At 73.8% G+C, this 13384-nt stretch carries 12 protein-coding genes and 1 pseudogene; 5 read left to right on the top strand and 8 right to left on the bottom strand.

The window, feature by feature from the left end; translation table 11 throughout:
• Nucleotides 1-69 precede the first annotated feature (69 nt).
• Complete coding sequence (locus tag ACWEJX_RS06850) at nt 70-531, top strand: MaoC family dehydratase (protein WP_451606465.1); 462 nt, start codon at nt 70-72, stop codon at nt 529-531.
• Here the strand turns inward: ACWEJX_RS06850 and ACWEJX_RS06845 are convergent.
• The 3 genes and pseudogenes from ACWEJX_RS06845 to ACWEJX_RS06835 all read right to left on the bottom strand — a co-directional run bounded on the left by ACWEJX_RS06845 (nt 522) and on the right by ACWEJX_RS06835 (nt 2683).
• Nucleotides 522-1151 carry a TetR/AcrR family transcriptional regulator gene (locus ACWEJX_RS06845; protein ID WP_451606464.1) on the bottom strand — a complete coding sequence of 210 codons (630 nt, stop codon included), beginning with the start codon at nt 1149-1151 and terminating at the stop codon, nt 522-524. The genes ACWEJX_RS06850 and ACWEJX_RS06845 overlap by 10 nt on opposite strands.
• 84 nt (nt 1152-1235) lie before the next feature.
• A pseudogene (locus ACWEJX_RS06840) lies at nt 1236-1454 on the bottom strand (YiaA/YiaB family inner membrane protein); the annotation flags it as partial.
• 71 nt (nt 1455-1525) lie between these two features.
• The gene (locus ACWEJX_RS06835) at nt 1526-2683 is read right to left on the bottom strand and encodes an acyl-CoA dehydrogenase family protein (RefSeq protein ID WP_451606463.1); all 1158 of its coding nucleotides are present in this window, start codon (nt 2681-2683) and stop codon (nt 1526-1528) included.
• 76 nt (nt 2684-2759) lie between these two features.
• Between ACWEJX_RS06835 and ACWEJX_RS06830 the strand changes: the two genes are divergently transcribed.
• From ACWEJX_RS06830 to ACWEJX_RS06815, 4 genes are all read left to right on the top strand, one after another.
• Entirely contained in the window at nt 2760-3476 is a 717-nt protein-coding gene (locus ACWEJX_RS06830) for a TetR/AcrR family transcriptional regulator (RefSeq protein WP_451606462.1), read from the top strand.
• On the top strand, nt 3404-4849 hold the full coding sequence (locus ACWEJX_RS06825; protein ID WP_451606461.1) for a HEAT repeat domain-containing protein: 1446 nt from the start codon (nt 3404-3406) through the stop codon (nt 4847-4849). Before ACWEJX_RS06830 ends, ACWEJX_RS06825 begins: the two co-directional genes overlap by 73 nt.
• Before the next feature lie 18 nt (nt 4850-4867).
• The gene (locus ACWEJX_RS06820) at nt 4868-5578 is read left to right on the top strand and encodes an ArsR/SmtB family transcription factor (RefSeq protein WP_451606460.1); all 711 of its coding nucleotides are present in this window, start codon (nt 4868-4870) and stop codon (nt 5576-5578) included.
• Nucleotides 5579-5811: 233 nt separating this feature from the next.
• Nucleotides 5812-6732 carry a DMT family transporter gene (locus ACWEJX_RS06815; protein ID WP_451606459.1) on the top strand — a complete coding sequence of 307 codons (921 nt, stop codon included), beginning with the start codon at nt 5812-5814 and terminating at the stop codon, nt 6730-6732.
• Here the strand turns inward: ACWEJX_RS06815 and ACWEJX_RS06810 are convergent.
• The 5 genes from ACWEJX_RS06810 to ACWEJX_RS06790 all read right to left on the bottom strand — a co-directional run bounded on the left by ACWEJX_RS06810 (nt 6729) and on the right by ACWEJX_RS06790 (nt 13280).
• On the bottom strand, nt 6729-7808 hold the full coding sequence (locus ACWEJX_RS06810) for a Zn-dependent alcohol dehydrogenase (RefSeq protein ID WP_451606458.1): 1080 nt from the start codon (nt 7806-7808) through the stop codon (nt 6729-6731). The genes ACWEJX_RS06815 and ACWEJX_RS06810 overlap by 4 nt on opposite strands.
• Before the next feature lie 44 nt (nt 7809-7852).
• Nucleotides 7853-9244, bottom strand: coding sequence for an aldehyde dehydrogenase family protein (locus ACWEJX_RS06805; protein WP_451606525.1), 1392 nt, complete (start codon nt 9242-9244; stop codon nt 7853-7855).
• Between the two features lie 1009 nt (nt 9245-10253).
• Nucleotides 10254-10901 (bottom strand): class F sortase, encoded by a 648-nt coding sequence (locus tag ACWEJX_RS06800; protein ID WP_451606457.1) that lies wholly within the window; start codon nt 10899-10901, stop codon nt 10254-10256.
• Nucleotides 10902-11031: 130 nt separating this feature from the next.
• A complete protein-coding gene (locus ACWEJX_RS06795; RefSeq protein ID WP_451606456.1) occupies nt 11032-11664 on the bottom strand; it encodes a hypothetical protein in 633 nt (210 codons plus the stop codon).
• 128 nt (nt 11665-11792) lie between these two features.
• Entirely contained in the window at nt 11793-13280 is a 1488-nt protein-coding gene (locus ACWEJX_RS06790; RefSeq protein WP_451606455.1) for a CitMHS family transporter, read from the bottom strand.
• Nucleotides 13281-13384 lie beyond the last annotated feature (104 nt).

Genomic DNA, 13384 nt, shown 5'->3' with positions numbered 1-13384 from the left:
GACAGGAGCGCACCCGCACCCACAACATGCTAAGCAGTCGCTTAGAGACATCGTGAGAGGGAGCGGAACATGGCCGAGCCGAGGATCTTCACCTCCGCCGAGGAACTGCGCGCCGGGGTCGGCGAGCAACTGGGCCACAGCGACTGGCTGGAGATCGAGCAGAAGCGGATCGACCAGTTCGCCGACGCCACCGGCGACCACCAGTGGATCCACGTCGACCCGGAGCGCGCCGCGAACGGCCCGTTCGGGAAGACCATCGCCCACGGCTATCTGACCCTGTCGCTCCTGCCCACCCTGGTGCCGCAGATCATGCGCGTCGAGGGCATGAAGATGGGTCTCAACTACGGCACCAACAAGGTCCGTTTCCCCGCCCCGGTGCCGGTCGGCTCGCGGCTGCGCGCCACCGCCGTGCTCACCGAGGTGACGGAGGCCGGCGGCGGGGTGCAGGTGACGGCGACGGTGACCGTGGAGCGCGAGGGCGGCGACAAGCCGGTGTGCGTCGCGGAGTCGGTCTCCCGCTACTACTTCTGAACGCCCACCATCCGCAGCACGAGGTCGGCGTAGAGCGCGCCGACCTCGTCGGCGGTGCGCCGGCCCTGGGTGTTGAACCAGCGCGAGACGTCGATGCAGAGCGAGAGCACGGCGACGGTGGTGCCGGCCACGTCCGGGACGTCGAACTCCCCGCCCGCCACGCCCTCGTCGATGATCCGCCGCACGGTGGCGTCCGACTCGCGGCGCAGCGCCACGATCTCGGCGCGGTGCTCGGGGCCGAGGGCGTCGAGCTCGTACTGCACGACCCGGGCGGTGGTGTGCCGCTCGGCGTGCCAGCGGACGAAGGACCGTACGGCGTCGGCGAGCCGCTCGGCGGCGGTGCCCGGGGCGTCGGCGGCGTCCCGCAGGATCTCCAGGGCCTTGTCGTGGCCGATCCGGCTGATCCGGTGGAGCAGCTCTTCCTTGGTCTTGTAGTGGATGTAGAGCGCGGCCGGGCTCATCCCGGCCCGGCCCGCGATGTCGCGGGTCGTGGTGGCGTGGTAGCCGCGCTCGGCGAACGCCTCGACGGCCGCGACCAGCAGGCGCCGGGCGGCCTCGGGCGTGACCTCGCCCCAGGGCATGTCCGGCTCGCCGCCGGGCGTCTCCTCCGCCGCGCTCATCGCACACTCCTTCTCGGGCTGTCCAAGGACGAACACCATACAACGAGGGTGAGCAAGCGCTTAGGGTTCGGCGGCTCAGAGCTGCTCCTGGCGATCGCGGACGACCTTGGAGAGCGTGAACGCGGACGTGGTGAGGTAGAGCACCGCGACGGCGAGGAAGGCGCGGACCCAGGCGCTGGCCTCCAGCTTGTAGATCCCCACGGTCACGGCCAGCAGGGCGAGCCCGAAGGAGATGACGGCCTGCATGTAGTAGGCGGCGGTGTTCTGCTGCTTCATCTGCGGCTTGACCGGATATTCGCTCATGACGGACAGCATCGGGCGGATGTGGCCGGGGCCACATCCGCCCGGATACTCAGCCGCGTACCGCCGGCTACTCAGAACGCCGACACACCCGTCAGCGCCCGCCCGATGATGAGCTTCTGGATCTGGCTGGTGCCCTCGTAGAGGGTCATCACGCGGGCGTCCCGCAGCAGCTTGCCGACCGGGTACTCGTCGATGTAGCCGTAGCCGCCGAAGACCTGGAGGGCGTTGTTGGCGGCGCGGACGGCGGCCTCGGAGGCGTACAGCTTCGCCTTCGACGCGGCCGTGGCGAACTCCTCGCCGCGGTCGACCAGATCGGCGACCCGCCAGGTGAGCAGCCGGGCCGCGTCCACGTCGACCGCGATGTCGCTGATCAGCTCCTGGACCAGCTGGTACGAGGCGATGGGCTTGCCGAACTGCTCGCGCTCCCCGGCGTACCGCACCGCCGCGTCGAGGGCCGCCTGGGCGATGCCGACGCAGCCGGCGGCGACCGACATGCGGCCCTTGGCGAGCGCGGACATGGCGACGGCGAAGCCCTTGCCCTCGGGGCCGAGCATGGCGCTCTCGGGGACGCGGACGTCCTGGAGGACCAGTTCGGCGGTGGCCTGGCCGCGCAGGCCGAGCTTGCCGTGGATGGTGCGACGGGTGAGGCCCGGGGTGTCGGTGGGCACGAGGAAGGCGGAGACGCCCTTGTGGCCGGGGGTGTCGTTGGTGCGGGCGAAGAGCAGCACCACGTCGGCCCAGGTGCCGTTGGTGATGAACATCTTGCCGCCGTTGACGACGTACGTGCCGGTGGCCGGGTCGTGGACCGCCCGGGTGGTGAGGTTTCCGGCGTCGGAGCCGGTGCCCGGCTCGGTGAGGCCGAAGCAGCCGAGGGCGTCGCCGGCGGTGAGCCGGGGCAGCCACTCCCGCTTCTGCTCCTCGCTGCCCCAGGCGGCGATGGTCTTGGTGACCAGGCCGAGGGAGACGGAGACGATGCCGCGGACCGAGGAGTCGCCACGGCCGAGTTCCTCGGTGACGAGGCAGTACGAGAGGTGGTCGCCGCCCGAGCCGCCGTACTCCTCCGGAACGGTGAGACCGAGGAAGCCGACGGCGCCGAGCTTCTTCACGAGGGACCGGTCGACGTTCTCGGCGCGGTCCCACTCGACGACGTGCGGGGTGATCTCGCGGGCGACGAAGTCCTCGGCGAGCCTCCGGACCGCCTCCTGCTCCGCACTGAGCTCCAGATTCATCGCGCCGTCCTCCGCCTGCCCGTCCGCCAGTTAATTACCACTGCTAGTTTTATGGGTCACGCCTACTATGTGCGCCATGGCCCGACCGCGCAAGCCCCTCCTCAGCCGTGACCTGATCGTCGACACGGCCGGCGCGCTCGTGGACGCCGAGGGGCTCGCCGCCCTCTCCACCCGGCGCCTCGCGGCCGAGCTTGGGGTCAGCGGGCCCTCGCTCTACAACCACTTCCGCACCAAGGACGAGATCCTGGACGCCGTCGCGGACGCGGTGAGCGCCAAGGTCGACCTGTCGATGTTCGCGCCGGAGGACCCGCGGGACTGGCGCACGGCCCTGCGCGACTGGGCGGTCTCCTACCGCGCCGCGCTCGCCGACCACCCGCACCTCGTCCCGCTGCTCGCCCAGGGTCCCGGGCGCCGTCCGGCCGGTCTGAAGGTCGCCGACGCCGTCTTCGGCGCGATGGTCCGCGCGGGCTGGCCGCCGGCCCAGGCCACGTACATCGGCGCGCTCATGCGCTACTTCGTCACCGGCTCCGCGCTCGGCTCCTTCGCCCGCGGATTCGTCGACGACGAGACCGCGTACGACCCGGCGGACTACCCTCACCTGGGCCAGGCCCACCTGCTCGCGGAACGGCGCGAGAAGGTCGACGAGGGGGCGTTCACGACGGGGCTGCGGGCACTGCTCGACGGCTTGCAGACGCAGTACGACACGGGGGTGCGGGACGAGTGGGGGACACGACAGGGCTCGGAGCGGAGCTCGGGGCCGGACACGGAGCCGAGCTCGGGGCGGAGCTCGTAGCGGAGCCGGGGGCCGGACACGCAGCCGAGCTCGGGGCGGAGCTCGTAGCGGCGGTACGGGCGGGGGACGCGGACGGGGTGGGGAGGCTGCTCGAAGACGGCGCCGATCCGAACGCGCTGGCCGAGGACGGGCTGCCGGTGCTGTGCCTGGCGGTCGAGACGTACGACGCGCCGGTCGCCGAAGCGCTGGTCGATGCGGGCGCCGACCAGGACCGGGTGCTGCCGGACGGCACGACGCCGCTGCTGAGGGCGATCGAGGGCGGCTCGTACGCGGTCTTCTCGGCGGTCAGGGGCCGCGACCCGGGCCTGCGGCTGCGCGGGCCCGCCGCGGACCGGGCGCTGGCCACGGCGCGGAGCTGGTACGAGCGATGCCGGCCGGCGGCCGGGGAGCGGACCCCGGTGCCGGACGGCGAGTCGGGGTACGTGAACGAACTCACCCTGGACGGGCGCACGGTACGGGACGGCCACGGGGCGATCCTGACCGATCTGGAATGGGCGCTGCGGATCCTGACACCGGTGGCGGAGCTGGCGGCCCGGGGCGCGGCGCCCGCGGATCCCGAGCACGTGGACTGGTGGAGCGCCGTGTTCGTGCTCGGCGCGCAGCGGCGCAGCAGGGAGACCTGGTCCGCGGTGGCCGCCCTGCGGAACCACCCGGACCCCGCGCACCGGCGGTTCGCCGCGGACGTCCTGCGCTGCACGATGCTGCTCCGGGGCAGTGGCATGCACGCGTACGACAAGGAGACGAACGCCCTCTTCGCGGCCTGGGCGACGGAGGAGACGGACGGGCAGGTCCTCGCGGACGTCCTGCGCGCGTGGGCGGGCGAGCACGAGCACCCGGACATCCCGGCGACCGGGCAGCGGTACGCGGACCACCCGCACCCGGCGGTCCGCGCGGCCGTGCCGGACTGCCTGGAGGCGGGTCCGTTGGAACCGGCCGGCCGGGCCGCGCTCCTCGTCCTGGCACGGGACGAGGACGCGGAAGTGCGCCGTGGCGCGTGCGGCGTCCTCGGCCGGGCGCACGACGGTTCCGCCGCCGGCCGGGCGGCGCTGCTCGCCCTGGCCCGCGATCCCGACGCGGAGGTGCGCTGGGGAGCGGCTGTGGGTCTGGCGGACTCCGACGACCGGGCGCCGGAGGTCGCCGACGCGCTCGCGGCGCTGACCGGCGAGGAGATGCAACTCGTACGAATCGCCGCCGCCTACGGCCTGCTGCGGCGCGATGACCCGCGCACCGCCGACGCGTACGAGCGGATCGGGGACTGCACGCCCGAGACGGAGCACGACCACCGCTGGTCCCGGCTGCGGGACTGGAACTGGCAGCGCACCCAGGCCACGGCCGCCGCCTCGACCGACACTTCGGCGGCCGCCGAAAAGTGACTGCGGCATCCTGAGGCCATGGCACCCAAAGACCTCGCCGCCCTCGCCGCCCTCTTCGCCGACGAGACCCGCGCCGGCTTCCTGCTCGCCCTGCTCGACGGCCGGGCCTGGACGGCCGGGGAGCTGGCGCGGCAGGCGGGAGTGGCCGCGTCGACCGCCAGCGAGCACCTGGGCAAGCTGGTGGCGGGCGGGGTCCTCGCGGAGGAACGGCAGGGCCGGCACCGGTACGTACGCCTCGCCGACCCCGGCATCGCGCACCTCGTCGAGGACCTGGCCGCCCGCTCCGAGCCGGCCGTGCCCGAGCCGCCGCGGAACCTGCGGGCGGCGAGCGCCGGGCAGGCGATGGCGCGCGGGCGGACCTGCTACGACCATCTCGCCGGACGGCTCGGCATCGCCATCACCGAGGCCATGACCGAGCGCGGACTGCTCCGCCAGGACACCGGGTTCGCGCTCACCGACGGCGGCCTGGCCTGGTTCGCCGACCTGGGCATCCCCCTCGTCACCGGCGCCGCCGGCGGCAGGAGCCGGCGGCCGGTCGCGCGCGGCTGCCTGGACTGGACCGAGCGCAGGCCACACCTGGCGGGCCTGGCGGGCGCGGCGCTGTGCCGGCACGCGATGGACGCCGGCTGGTGCGTACGGATCGGGTCCGAGCGGGCGGTGAAGGTGACCGCGGCCGGGGAGCGGGCGCTGGAGGCGGCGCTCGGCATCGCGCCGGCGGCGCTGCGCTGAGCCGCCCACAGCCCGGGCCACGCCCGCGCGGCAGTGCTGCGGCGAGCCGCCCAGGGCCGGGCACCGCCCCGGCGGCGTGCCGCCCCGAGCCGCACACAGCCCGGGCCACGCCCGCGCCACAGTGCCGCGCCGAGCCGCATCCCGGCCGGGGTGCGCCGAGCCGCACACAGCCGGGCCTCGCCCCGCGCGATATTGCGGTGCTCGCCGAACGGTCCGCGCCCTACGGTCGTCCCATGCCGAACCGATCCTCCCGTCTCGCGCTCGCCGCCGCCGGTGTCACCGTCGTCCTGTGGGCCTCCGCCTTCGTCGCCATCCGCAGTGCCGGCGCCGCCTACTCCCCCGGCGCCCTCGCCCTCGGCCGGCTGCTCGCCGGTGCGCTCGTGCTCGGGCTCGTCCTCGTCATACGGCGGGAGGGACTGCCGCCGCGCGCCGCCTGGCGCGGGATCGCGCTGTCCGGACTGCTCTGGTTCGGCGCCTACATGGTGGTGCTGAACTGGGGTGAGCAGGAGGTCGACGCCGGAACTGCCGCGATGGTCGTCAACATCGGCCCCATCCTGATCGCGCTGCTCGGCGCGAAGGTGCTGGGCGAGGCCCTGCCGCCCCGGCTGCTCGCGGGGATGGCGGTCTCGTTCGCGGGCGCCGTCGCGGTCGGACTGTCGATGTCCGGCGAGGGGCACGCCTCGGTGCTCGGCGTGGTCCTCTGTCTGCTCGCCGCGATCGCGTACGCGGGCGGGGTCGTCGCACAGAAGCCGGCGCTCGCGCACGGCAGCGCGCTGCAGGTGACGACCTTCGGGTGCCTGGTCGGCGCGGTGGCCTGTCTGCCGTTCGCCGGGCGGCTCGTCGAGGAGGTGGGCCGGGCCCCGCTGTCGGCGACCCTGAACATGGTCTACCTCGGCGTCTTCCCGACCGCGCTCGCCTTCACCACCTGGGCCTACGCCCTGGCCCGGACGACCGCCGGGCGGATGGGCGCGACGACGTACGCCGTGCCGGCCCTGGTGGTGCTGATGGCCTGGCTGTTCCTCGGCGAGCTGCCGGGGCTGCTCACGCTGGGCGGCGGCGCGCTGTGCCTGGCGGGCGTGGCGGTGTCGCGGTCCCGGCCGAAGGCCCCCGTGGTGCCCTCGGCAGTGACCGTACAGAGCCGGCAGCAGGGCTAGAAGACGACCAGCGCGCGGCCGCCCTTGCCCGCCAGCATGTTCTCGAAGGCGCCCGGGATGCCGTCCAGGGTGATGCGTTCGGTGACCATGGCGCCGAGGTCGAGGCGGCCCGCGCGGATGTGCTCGGCGAGCACGGGCAGGTCCTCGGCCGGGTTGGAGTTGCCGTAGACGCAGCCGGACAGGGTGCGGCCCCAGTGGAAGATCTCCAGGGCGTGGAAGGTGACCTGCTGGTCCTTGCCGCCGATGCCGACGACCGTGGTGCGGCCGCCGCGCCGGGTGGCGTCCCAGGCGGTACGGATGGTGGCGGCGCGGCCGACGCACTCGACGGCCACGTCGACGCCGTGACCGCCGGTCAGCTTCCGGATCTCCTTGGCGGTGGTGTCGGAGGCGACGACGTACTCGGTGGCGCCGGCGGCCCGGGCCAGCGCCTCCTTCCCGGGCGACACGTCGACGGCGACGATGGTCGACGCCCCGGCGATCCGGGCGGCCTGAAGGGTCGCCAGGCCGACACCGCCGACCCCGAACACGGCGACGGTCTCGCCCGCGCGGACCCGGGCGGAGTGGTGGACGGCGCCCCAGCCGGTGAGCACGGCGCAGCCGAGCAGCGCGGCCTCGGTGAGCGGCACTCCGTCGGGCACGGGCAGCACGCAGTTCGCGGCGACCACGGTCTCCTCGGCGAAGGCGGCGACGTTGAGCCCCGGGTGGAGCTCGGTGCCGTCCTCGGTGCGGGCGTGGACGTTCGCGGAGCCGGTGAGGGCGTTGGCGCACAGCCACACCTCGCCGAGCGAGCAGGCGTGGCAGGCGCCGCAGGACGGCGCCCAGTTGAGGACGACGCCGTCGCCGGGGGCGACGTGCGTGACGCCCTCGCCGACGGAGACGACCGTGCCCGCGCCCTCGTGGCCGAGGACGGCGGGGACCGGCACCCGCATGGTGCCGTTGGACAGCGAGAGGTCGGAGTGGCAGACCCCGGCGGCGGCGAGGCGCACCCGGACCTGGCCGGGGCCGGGCTCGGGCAGTGCGATGCCGGTGATCTCCAGCGGAGAGCCGACGGCGGGCAGGACGGCGGCGCGGATCACGCGTGGGGCTCCTTCGGGTGGGTGCGGCCGGGACGGTACGACGCTCAGAACTGCAGGGACTTGGTCTGGAGGTACTCGGCCAGACCGTGCGCGCCGAGCTCGCGGCCGACGCCGGACTGCTTCCAGCCGCCGAACGGGGCCAGCGGGTTGAACCGGCCGCCGTTGATGTCGACCTGGCCGGTCTCCATGCGGCGGGCGAAGGCGACGGCCTCCGCCTCCTCGCCCCAGACGGCGCCGGCCAGCCCGTACACGGTGCCGTTGGCGATGGCCAGGGCGTCCGCCTCGTCCTCGTACCGGATGATCGAGACGACCGGGCCGAAGATCTCCTCCTGGGCGATCGTCATCCCGGGCGTGACGTCGGCGAAGACGGTCGGGGCCACGTAGTAGCCGGTCTCGCGCGGGGCCTCGGGGCCGCCGGCGACCAGCCGCGCGCCCTCGGCGAGGCCCTGCTCGATGTAGCCGCGGACCCGGTCGCGCTGCCTGGCGTTCACGAGCGGACCGACGCGCTCGCCCGGCACGTACTTGGCGACGGCGGCCGCGGCGAGCGCGACGGCTTCCTCGTACTGGTCGGTGTGGACCAGCATCCGGGTCCAGGCGCTGCAGGTCTGGCCCGAGTTGGACATGACGTTGGCGACGCCGACGGCGACGGCCTTGCCGAGGTCGGCGCTGGGCAGGATGACGTTGGCGGACTTGCCGCCGAGTTCCAGGGCGACCCGCTTGACCGCGCCGCCCGCGAGGGCGCCGATCTTCCTGCCGACGGCCGTGGAGCCGGTGAAGGAGACGAGGTCCACGTCCGGGTGCTCGGCGAGCGCCTGCCCCGCGACCGTGCCGAGGCCGGTGACCAGGTTGAAGACGCCGGCCGGGAGGCCGGCCTCGTGCACCGCCTCGGCGAACAGCTGGGCGGTCAGCGGGGTGTCCTCGGCGGGCTTGAGCACGATGGTGCAGCCGGCGGCGAGCGCCGGGGCGGCCTTGGCGACGATCTGGTGCAGCGGGTAGTTCCAGGGCGTGATCGCGGCGACCACGCCGACCGGCTCGGAGTAGACGGTCGAGTTGCCGACCTTCTCCTCGAAGGGGTGGCTCGCGGCGAGCTCGGCGTACGAACCGGCGACGGCGATCGGCAGCCCGGCGTGCACGGCGGCGGCGAGCTGCGGGGGCGCGCCGAGCTCGGTGGTGACGGTGGCGGCGATCTCCTCGGCGCGGGCGGCGAGCGCGTCCCGCAGCGCGGCGAGGCGGGCGGCCCGCTCGGCGGGCGCCGTCGCGGCCCAGCCGGGCAGCGCGGCCCGGGCGGCGCGCACGGCGGCGTCCACGTCCTCGGCGTTGCCGGCCGGGACGTGGGCGACGACCTCTTCGGTGGCGGGATCGATCACGGCGATCGTCTCGGCGGAGGCGGCGGGCCGCCACGCGCCACCGATGTACATGCCGTCGTGGGCCTTCATCAGCGGTGTCTCCTCTGGTGTCGGGGGTGTGCTGCCGGCGCCGGCCAGGTCGTTGCCGCTGACACCGGCCATCCAAACTAGCGCTGTTAGTTTTTCGGCGCCAGGTCCCCCTGCCTGCTCTCCCTGGTAGTCCGATCCTCACCCCCGCCCGCGCGCCCTGTCCACGGCCCGGCCGGACAGCCGTGCCGGACGCGAACTGGCGGATTCCGCCTTGCCCGGCGTGCCGGAGCCGGTAGTTCCCCGGTAACGGCGCGGCCCTCGCGGACGGCGCGCCGGACCCGTACCGCGGCCCTCGCGAACGGCGCGCCGGACCCGTACCGCTGACCGAGCCGGAGCCGGGAGCCGTACCGCGGGCCGAGCCGGAGCCCGGGCCGTACCGCGGGCCGTACCCGTCGCCGTACCCGAACGGGTGCGGGAACTGCCCCTCGGCAACCGGCTGTTCGCCCTCGAACCGGCCCGGACCCTCAAGGACGGGATGAACCCCGTGACGCGGCGCTCGCCGAAGCAGGCCGCCGAACGGGCCGCCGACCTCTACGCCGACGCCACCGCCGACCGCTACTCACGCCGAACGCACCGGCTGGCTCGACGCCCTGGGCGCCGAGTCCGCCCGCGCCCGGATCGACCGCAGCGCGGCGCTGCGCCGGATGGGCCGCTTCGAGGAGGCGGCGCGGCTGCTGGACGAGGTGCTCGCGGAGTTGGAGCGGCGCAGCGAGGCGGACGGCCGGGCGGCATGGCCGTGGGCGCCGAGGGCCGGGTGCTCGCGGCGGCGCGTCCGCCGAGCCGATGCCGAAGACGCGCGGTACGGACGAGGGTTTCCGGCTCCTCGACGCGGCCCCGCCGGGCGCCGACCCGCCCGCCGCGGTGGCGTGCGCGCACCATCTCGCGCACGGGGTGCTGTGTTTCCTCGCCGGCCGCGCCGAGGCGCCTTGCCCGGCCGTAGCGGTCGGCCCCGGGTCCGGCGGGCCGACCGCACCGTCCCGTACCTCTCCCCCCTCCTCCCCCCTCCCCGTCAGATCTTCCGGTCCACGCCGGTCAGATGCGCGAACACCACGATGTTCGCCTCGTAGCCGTCCTTTCGGCTGAAGGTGCCGCCGCAGGTGAGGAGGCGGAGTTCGGGGCGGGTGGTGGGGCCGTAGACCTCGGCGTCGGGGAAGGACGACTTCGCGTACGTACGGACGCGGTCGACCGTGAAGACGGCGACGCGGCCGTCGGCGCGGGCGACGCGGACGGTGTTGCCGGGGTTGAGCGAGTTGAGGTTGAGGAAGATCGCCGGGCCGGTGCGGGTGTCGCGGTGGCCGACGACGACGGCGGTGCCGCGTTCGCCGGGGGTGACGCCGTTCGCGTACCAGCCGACGACCCGGGGGTTGTCCACGGGCGGGGTGCCGAGACGGCCGGCGGTATCGACGCCGAGGCCGACGACGGGGGCCTCGATGGTGATCGCGGGCACGGCGAGGGTGGTGGGCCGGGAGCGGCCCAGCGGCGCGGGCGGCGGCTGCGGCTCGGGCCTGGGGCGCGACACCGGGCGAGGCGCCGGGCGGGGCGGGGTCCGGTGGACCGGAGCCGCCGCGCCGTGCACGCCCGGCCCCGCGGCGAGCGCGGGGCCGGGCGGTGACCCGTCGTCCTGGGCCCACCAGACACCGGCGGTGACCAGGGACATGGTCACAACGACGGTACGGGCGAGCCGGACGAGCCGTCGCTGCCGGCGGGTGGTGCGGCCGCGCGGGCGGGGGCGGCGTGCGCCGGCCGGGGCCCGGCCGGCGGTGGCCGTCCCGCGCGGGGGAACGGACCTACGCGGCGCCATCGGTGCGGCGGCGCGAGCGGCGGATGAGGATCAGGCCCGCGGTGCCCGCGAGAGCCGCGGCGATGGCCGATCCGACGCCGAAGGCGGCGCTGTCGTCCGCGGGGGCGGTGATGTCCGCCGCGCCGCCTCCGCCCGCGCCGACCGGTCCGTGCGGCGGCTTGTGGTGGCCGTGACCACCGGTGCCGCCGCCGGGACCGCCGCCGGGCGGGCAGTCGACCTTGAAGACCTTGTGCTTGCCGGAGCCGTGTTCGCCCTCGAAGGTCCAGGTGAGCTTGTACATGCCGTTGGGGAGGGCGAGCTCACCGGTGTGACCCTTGCCGCTGTTGAGGGTGATGTGGCCGCTGAGGTTGGGCGAGCCGGCCTTGGGCGGCTGCGGGACGATCGTCCAGTCGACCTCCTGGAGGACGTCGAAGTTGAAGGCGTCGAGGTAGAACCGGCAGACCTTGGGCTCGTTCCTCTCGTCGTCGACGGGCGTGCCCACGTTGTGGATCTTGACGTCGCCGTTGTCGCCCGGGATCGGGGCGGCGAACGCGGCGGGAGCGCCCGCCAGGGCGAGGGAGCCGATGGTGAGCGCGGTCGCCGTGGTGGCGATCAGGGGGCGGAGAGCCTTGACGGTCATGCGGGAGTTCCTCCAGTCGTACAGATCTCGGACAAGCGGGCCGATAATCTGACTATTGGTCACACATGACTACGGAGGGTGGCACACGGCCGTGCCACCCTCCGACTTCCACCCGAACGAACCAGCGACTAGATGATCCCGAAGAGGATGCCCGCGACGAGCACCACCAGCGAGGTCAGCGCCGCCCACTTCACCGTGAAGCGGGTGTGGTCGCCGAACTCCACCTTCGCCATGCCGACGAGCACGTACACCGCCGGGACCAGCGGGCTCGACATGTGCAGCGCCTGGCCGACGAGGGAGGCGCGGGCGATCTCCAGCGGAGACACGCCGTGGGCCGCGCCGGCCTCGGCGAGCACCGGCAGGACGCCGAAGTAGAAGCCGTCGTTGGACATGAAGTAGGTCAGCGGGAGGCTGAGGAGGCCGGTGACCAGGGCCATGTGCGGGCCCATGCCGTCCGGGATGGCGCCGACGAGCCAGTCGGCCATGTGCTTGACCATGCCGGTGCCGGTGAGCACACCGGTGAAGACGGCGGCGGCGAAGACCATGCCGGCGACGTTGAGGACGTTGTCGGCGTGGGCCGCGAGCCGGGCCTTCTGCGCGGCCATCTTCGGGAAGTTGACCGTCAGAGCGAGCGCGGCGCCGAGCAGGAACAGCACCGGGATGGGCAGCCACTCCATGATCATCGCGGTGAGCAGTACGGCGGTGAGACCGGCGTTGAACCAGTACAGCCTGGGCCGCAGCGTCTCGCGCTTCGGGTCGAGCCCCTGGAAGCCGTCCTCACCCTGAGCACCATCAGCACCGTGCGCGCCCTGAACATCCTGAGCCTCAAGAGCACCCTGCGTCCCGGCGTCGTCGGACAGGCCCGCGCCAGAGCCCGCCCCACCCGCGGTGACCCTGCTCTTGGCACCGCCCTTGACTCCGCCCTTGGCCCCGTCCTTGCCGCCGCCCGCGCCGACCAGGACCGGCTCGGTCCGCGGCGTCAGCACCGCGTCGAGGCTCAGGTAGCCGATGCGCTTGCGCTCGCGGCGGCCGAGGACGTAGGCGAGGACGAAGACGAAGACCAGGCCGACGCCGAGCGCCGGGATCATCGGGACGAAGATGTCGGCGGCGTCCAGCTTGAGCGCGGTGGCCGCGCGGGCGGTCGGGCCGCCCCAGGGCAGCGTGTTCATGACGCCGTTGGCGGTGGCGGCGACACCCGTCATGACGACGAGGCTCATGCCCAGCCGCTTGTAGAGCGGGTACATCGCCGAGACAGTGATCATGAAGGTCGTGGAGCCGTCGCCGTCGAGCGAGACGATCGCGGCGAGCACCGCCGTACCGACCACGACCCGCATCGGGTCGGCCTTGCAGAAGCGCAGGATGCCTCGGACGATCGGATCGAAGAGGCCGACGTCGATCATGACGCCGAAGTAGACGATCGCGAACATCAGCATCGCGGCCGTCGGCGCCAGCTTCCCGACACCCTCGATGACGTAGTCGCCCAGCTGGGCCCCTTGTCCGACGGCGACGCAGAAGAGCGCGGGTATGAGCACGAGCGCCGCGATCGGCGACATCTTCTTCGTCATGATCAGGACCAGGAAGGTCGCGATCATGGCGAAGCCGAGGATGGTCAGCATGGAGGACACCTCACGTCACGTTCACCCTTGAACTGCCGCCAGAGCGGCGGTGCGCATGACGGTAGGTGCCGCGTAAAGGCGTTAACAAGACGTTGACGCGTGAG

This window comes from Streptomyces sp. NPDC004788 (genome assembly GCF_053601115.1).
Note: the sequence above shows the minus strand (reverse complement) of the source record. Positions and strands in the feature narration are given on the sequence as shown.

Excerpts from the sequence above, each read along its gene's own strand:
- ACWEJX_RS06850 (WP_451606465.1), top strand. The coding sequence starts at position 70 with ATGGCCGAGCCGAGGATCTTCACCTCCGCCGAGGAACTGCGCGCCGGG.
- ACWEJX_RS06845 (WP_451606464.1), bottom strand. The coding sequence starts at position 1,151 with ATGAGCGCGGCGGAGGAGACGCCCGGCGGCGAGCCGGACATGCCCTGG.
- ACWEJX_RS06835 (WP_451606463.1), bottom strand. The coding sequence starts at position 2,683 with ATGAATCTGGAGCTCAGTGCGGAGCAGGAGGCGGTCCGGAGGCTCGCC.
- ACWEJX_RS06830 (WP_451606462.1), top strand. The coding sequence starts at position 2,760 with ATGGCCCGACCGCGCAAGCCCCTCCTCAGCCGTGACCTGATCGTCGAC.
- ACWEJX_RS06820 (WP_451606460.1), top strand. The coding sequence starts at position 4,868 with ATGGCACCCAAAGACCTCGCCGCCCTCGCCGCCCTCTTCGCCGACGAG.
- ACWEJX_RS06815 (WP_451606459.1), top strand. The coding sequence starts at position 5,812 with ATGCCGAACCGATCCTCCCGTCTCGCGCTCGCCGCCGCCGGTGTCACC.
- ACWEJX_RS06805 (WP_451606525.1), bottom strand. The coding sequence starts at position 9,244 with ATGAAGGCCCACGACGGCATGTACATCGGTGGCGCGTGGCGGCCCGCC.
- ACWEJX_RS06800 (WP_451606457.1), bottom strand. The coding sequence starts at position 10,901 with ATGTCCCTGGTCACCGCCGGTGTCTGGTGGGCCCAGGACGACGGGTCA.
- ACWEJX_RS06795 (WP_451606456.1), bottom strand. The coding sequence starts at position 11,664 with ATGACCGTCAAGGCTCTCCGCCCCCTGATCGCCACCACGGCGACCGCG.
- ACWEJX_RS06790 (WP_451606455.1), bottom strand. The coding sequence starts at position 13,280 with ATGCTGACCATCCTCGGCTTCGCCATGATCGCGACCTTCCTGGTCCTG.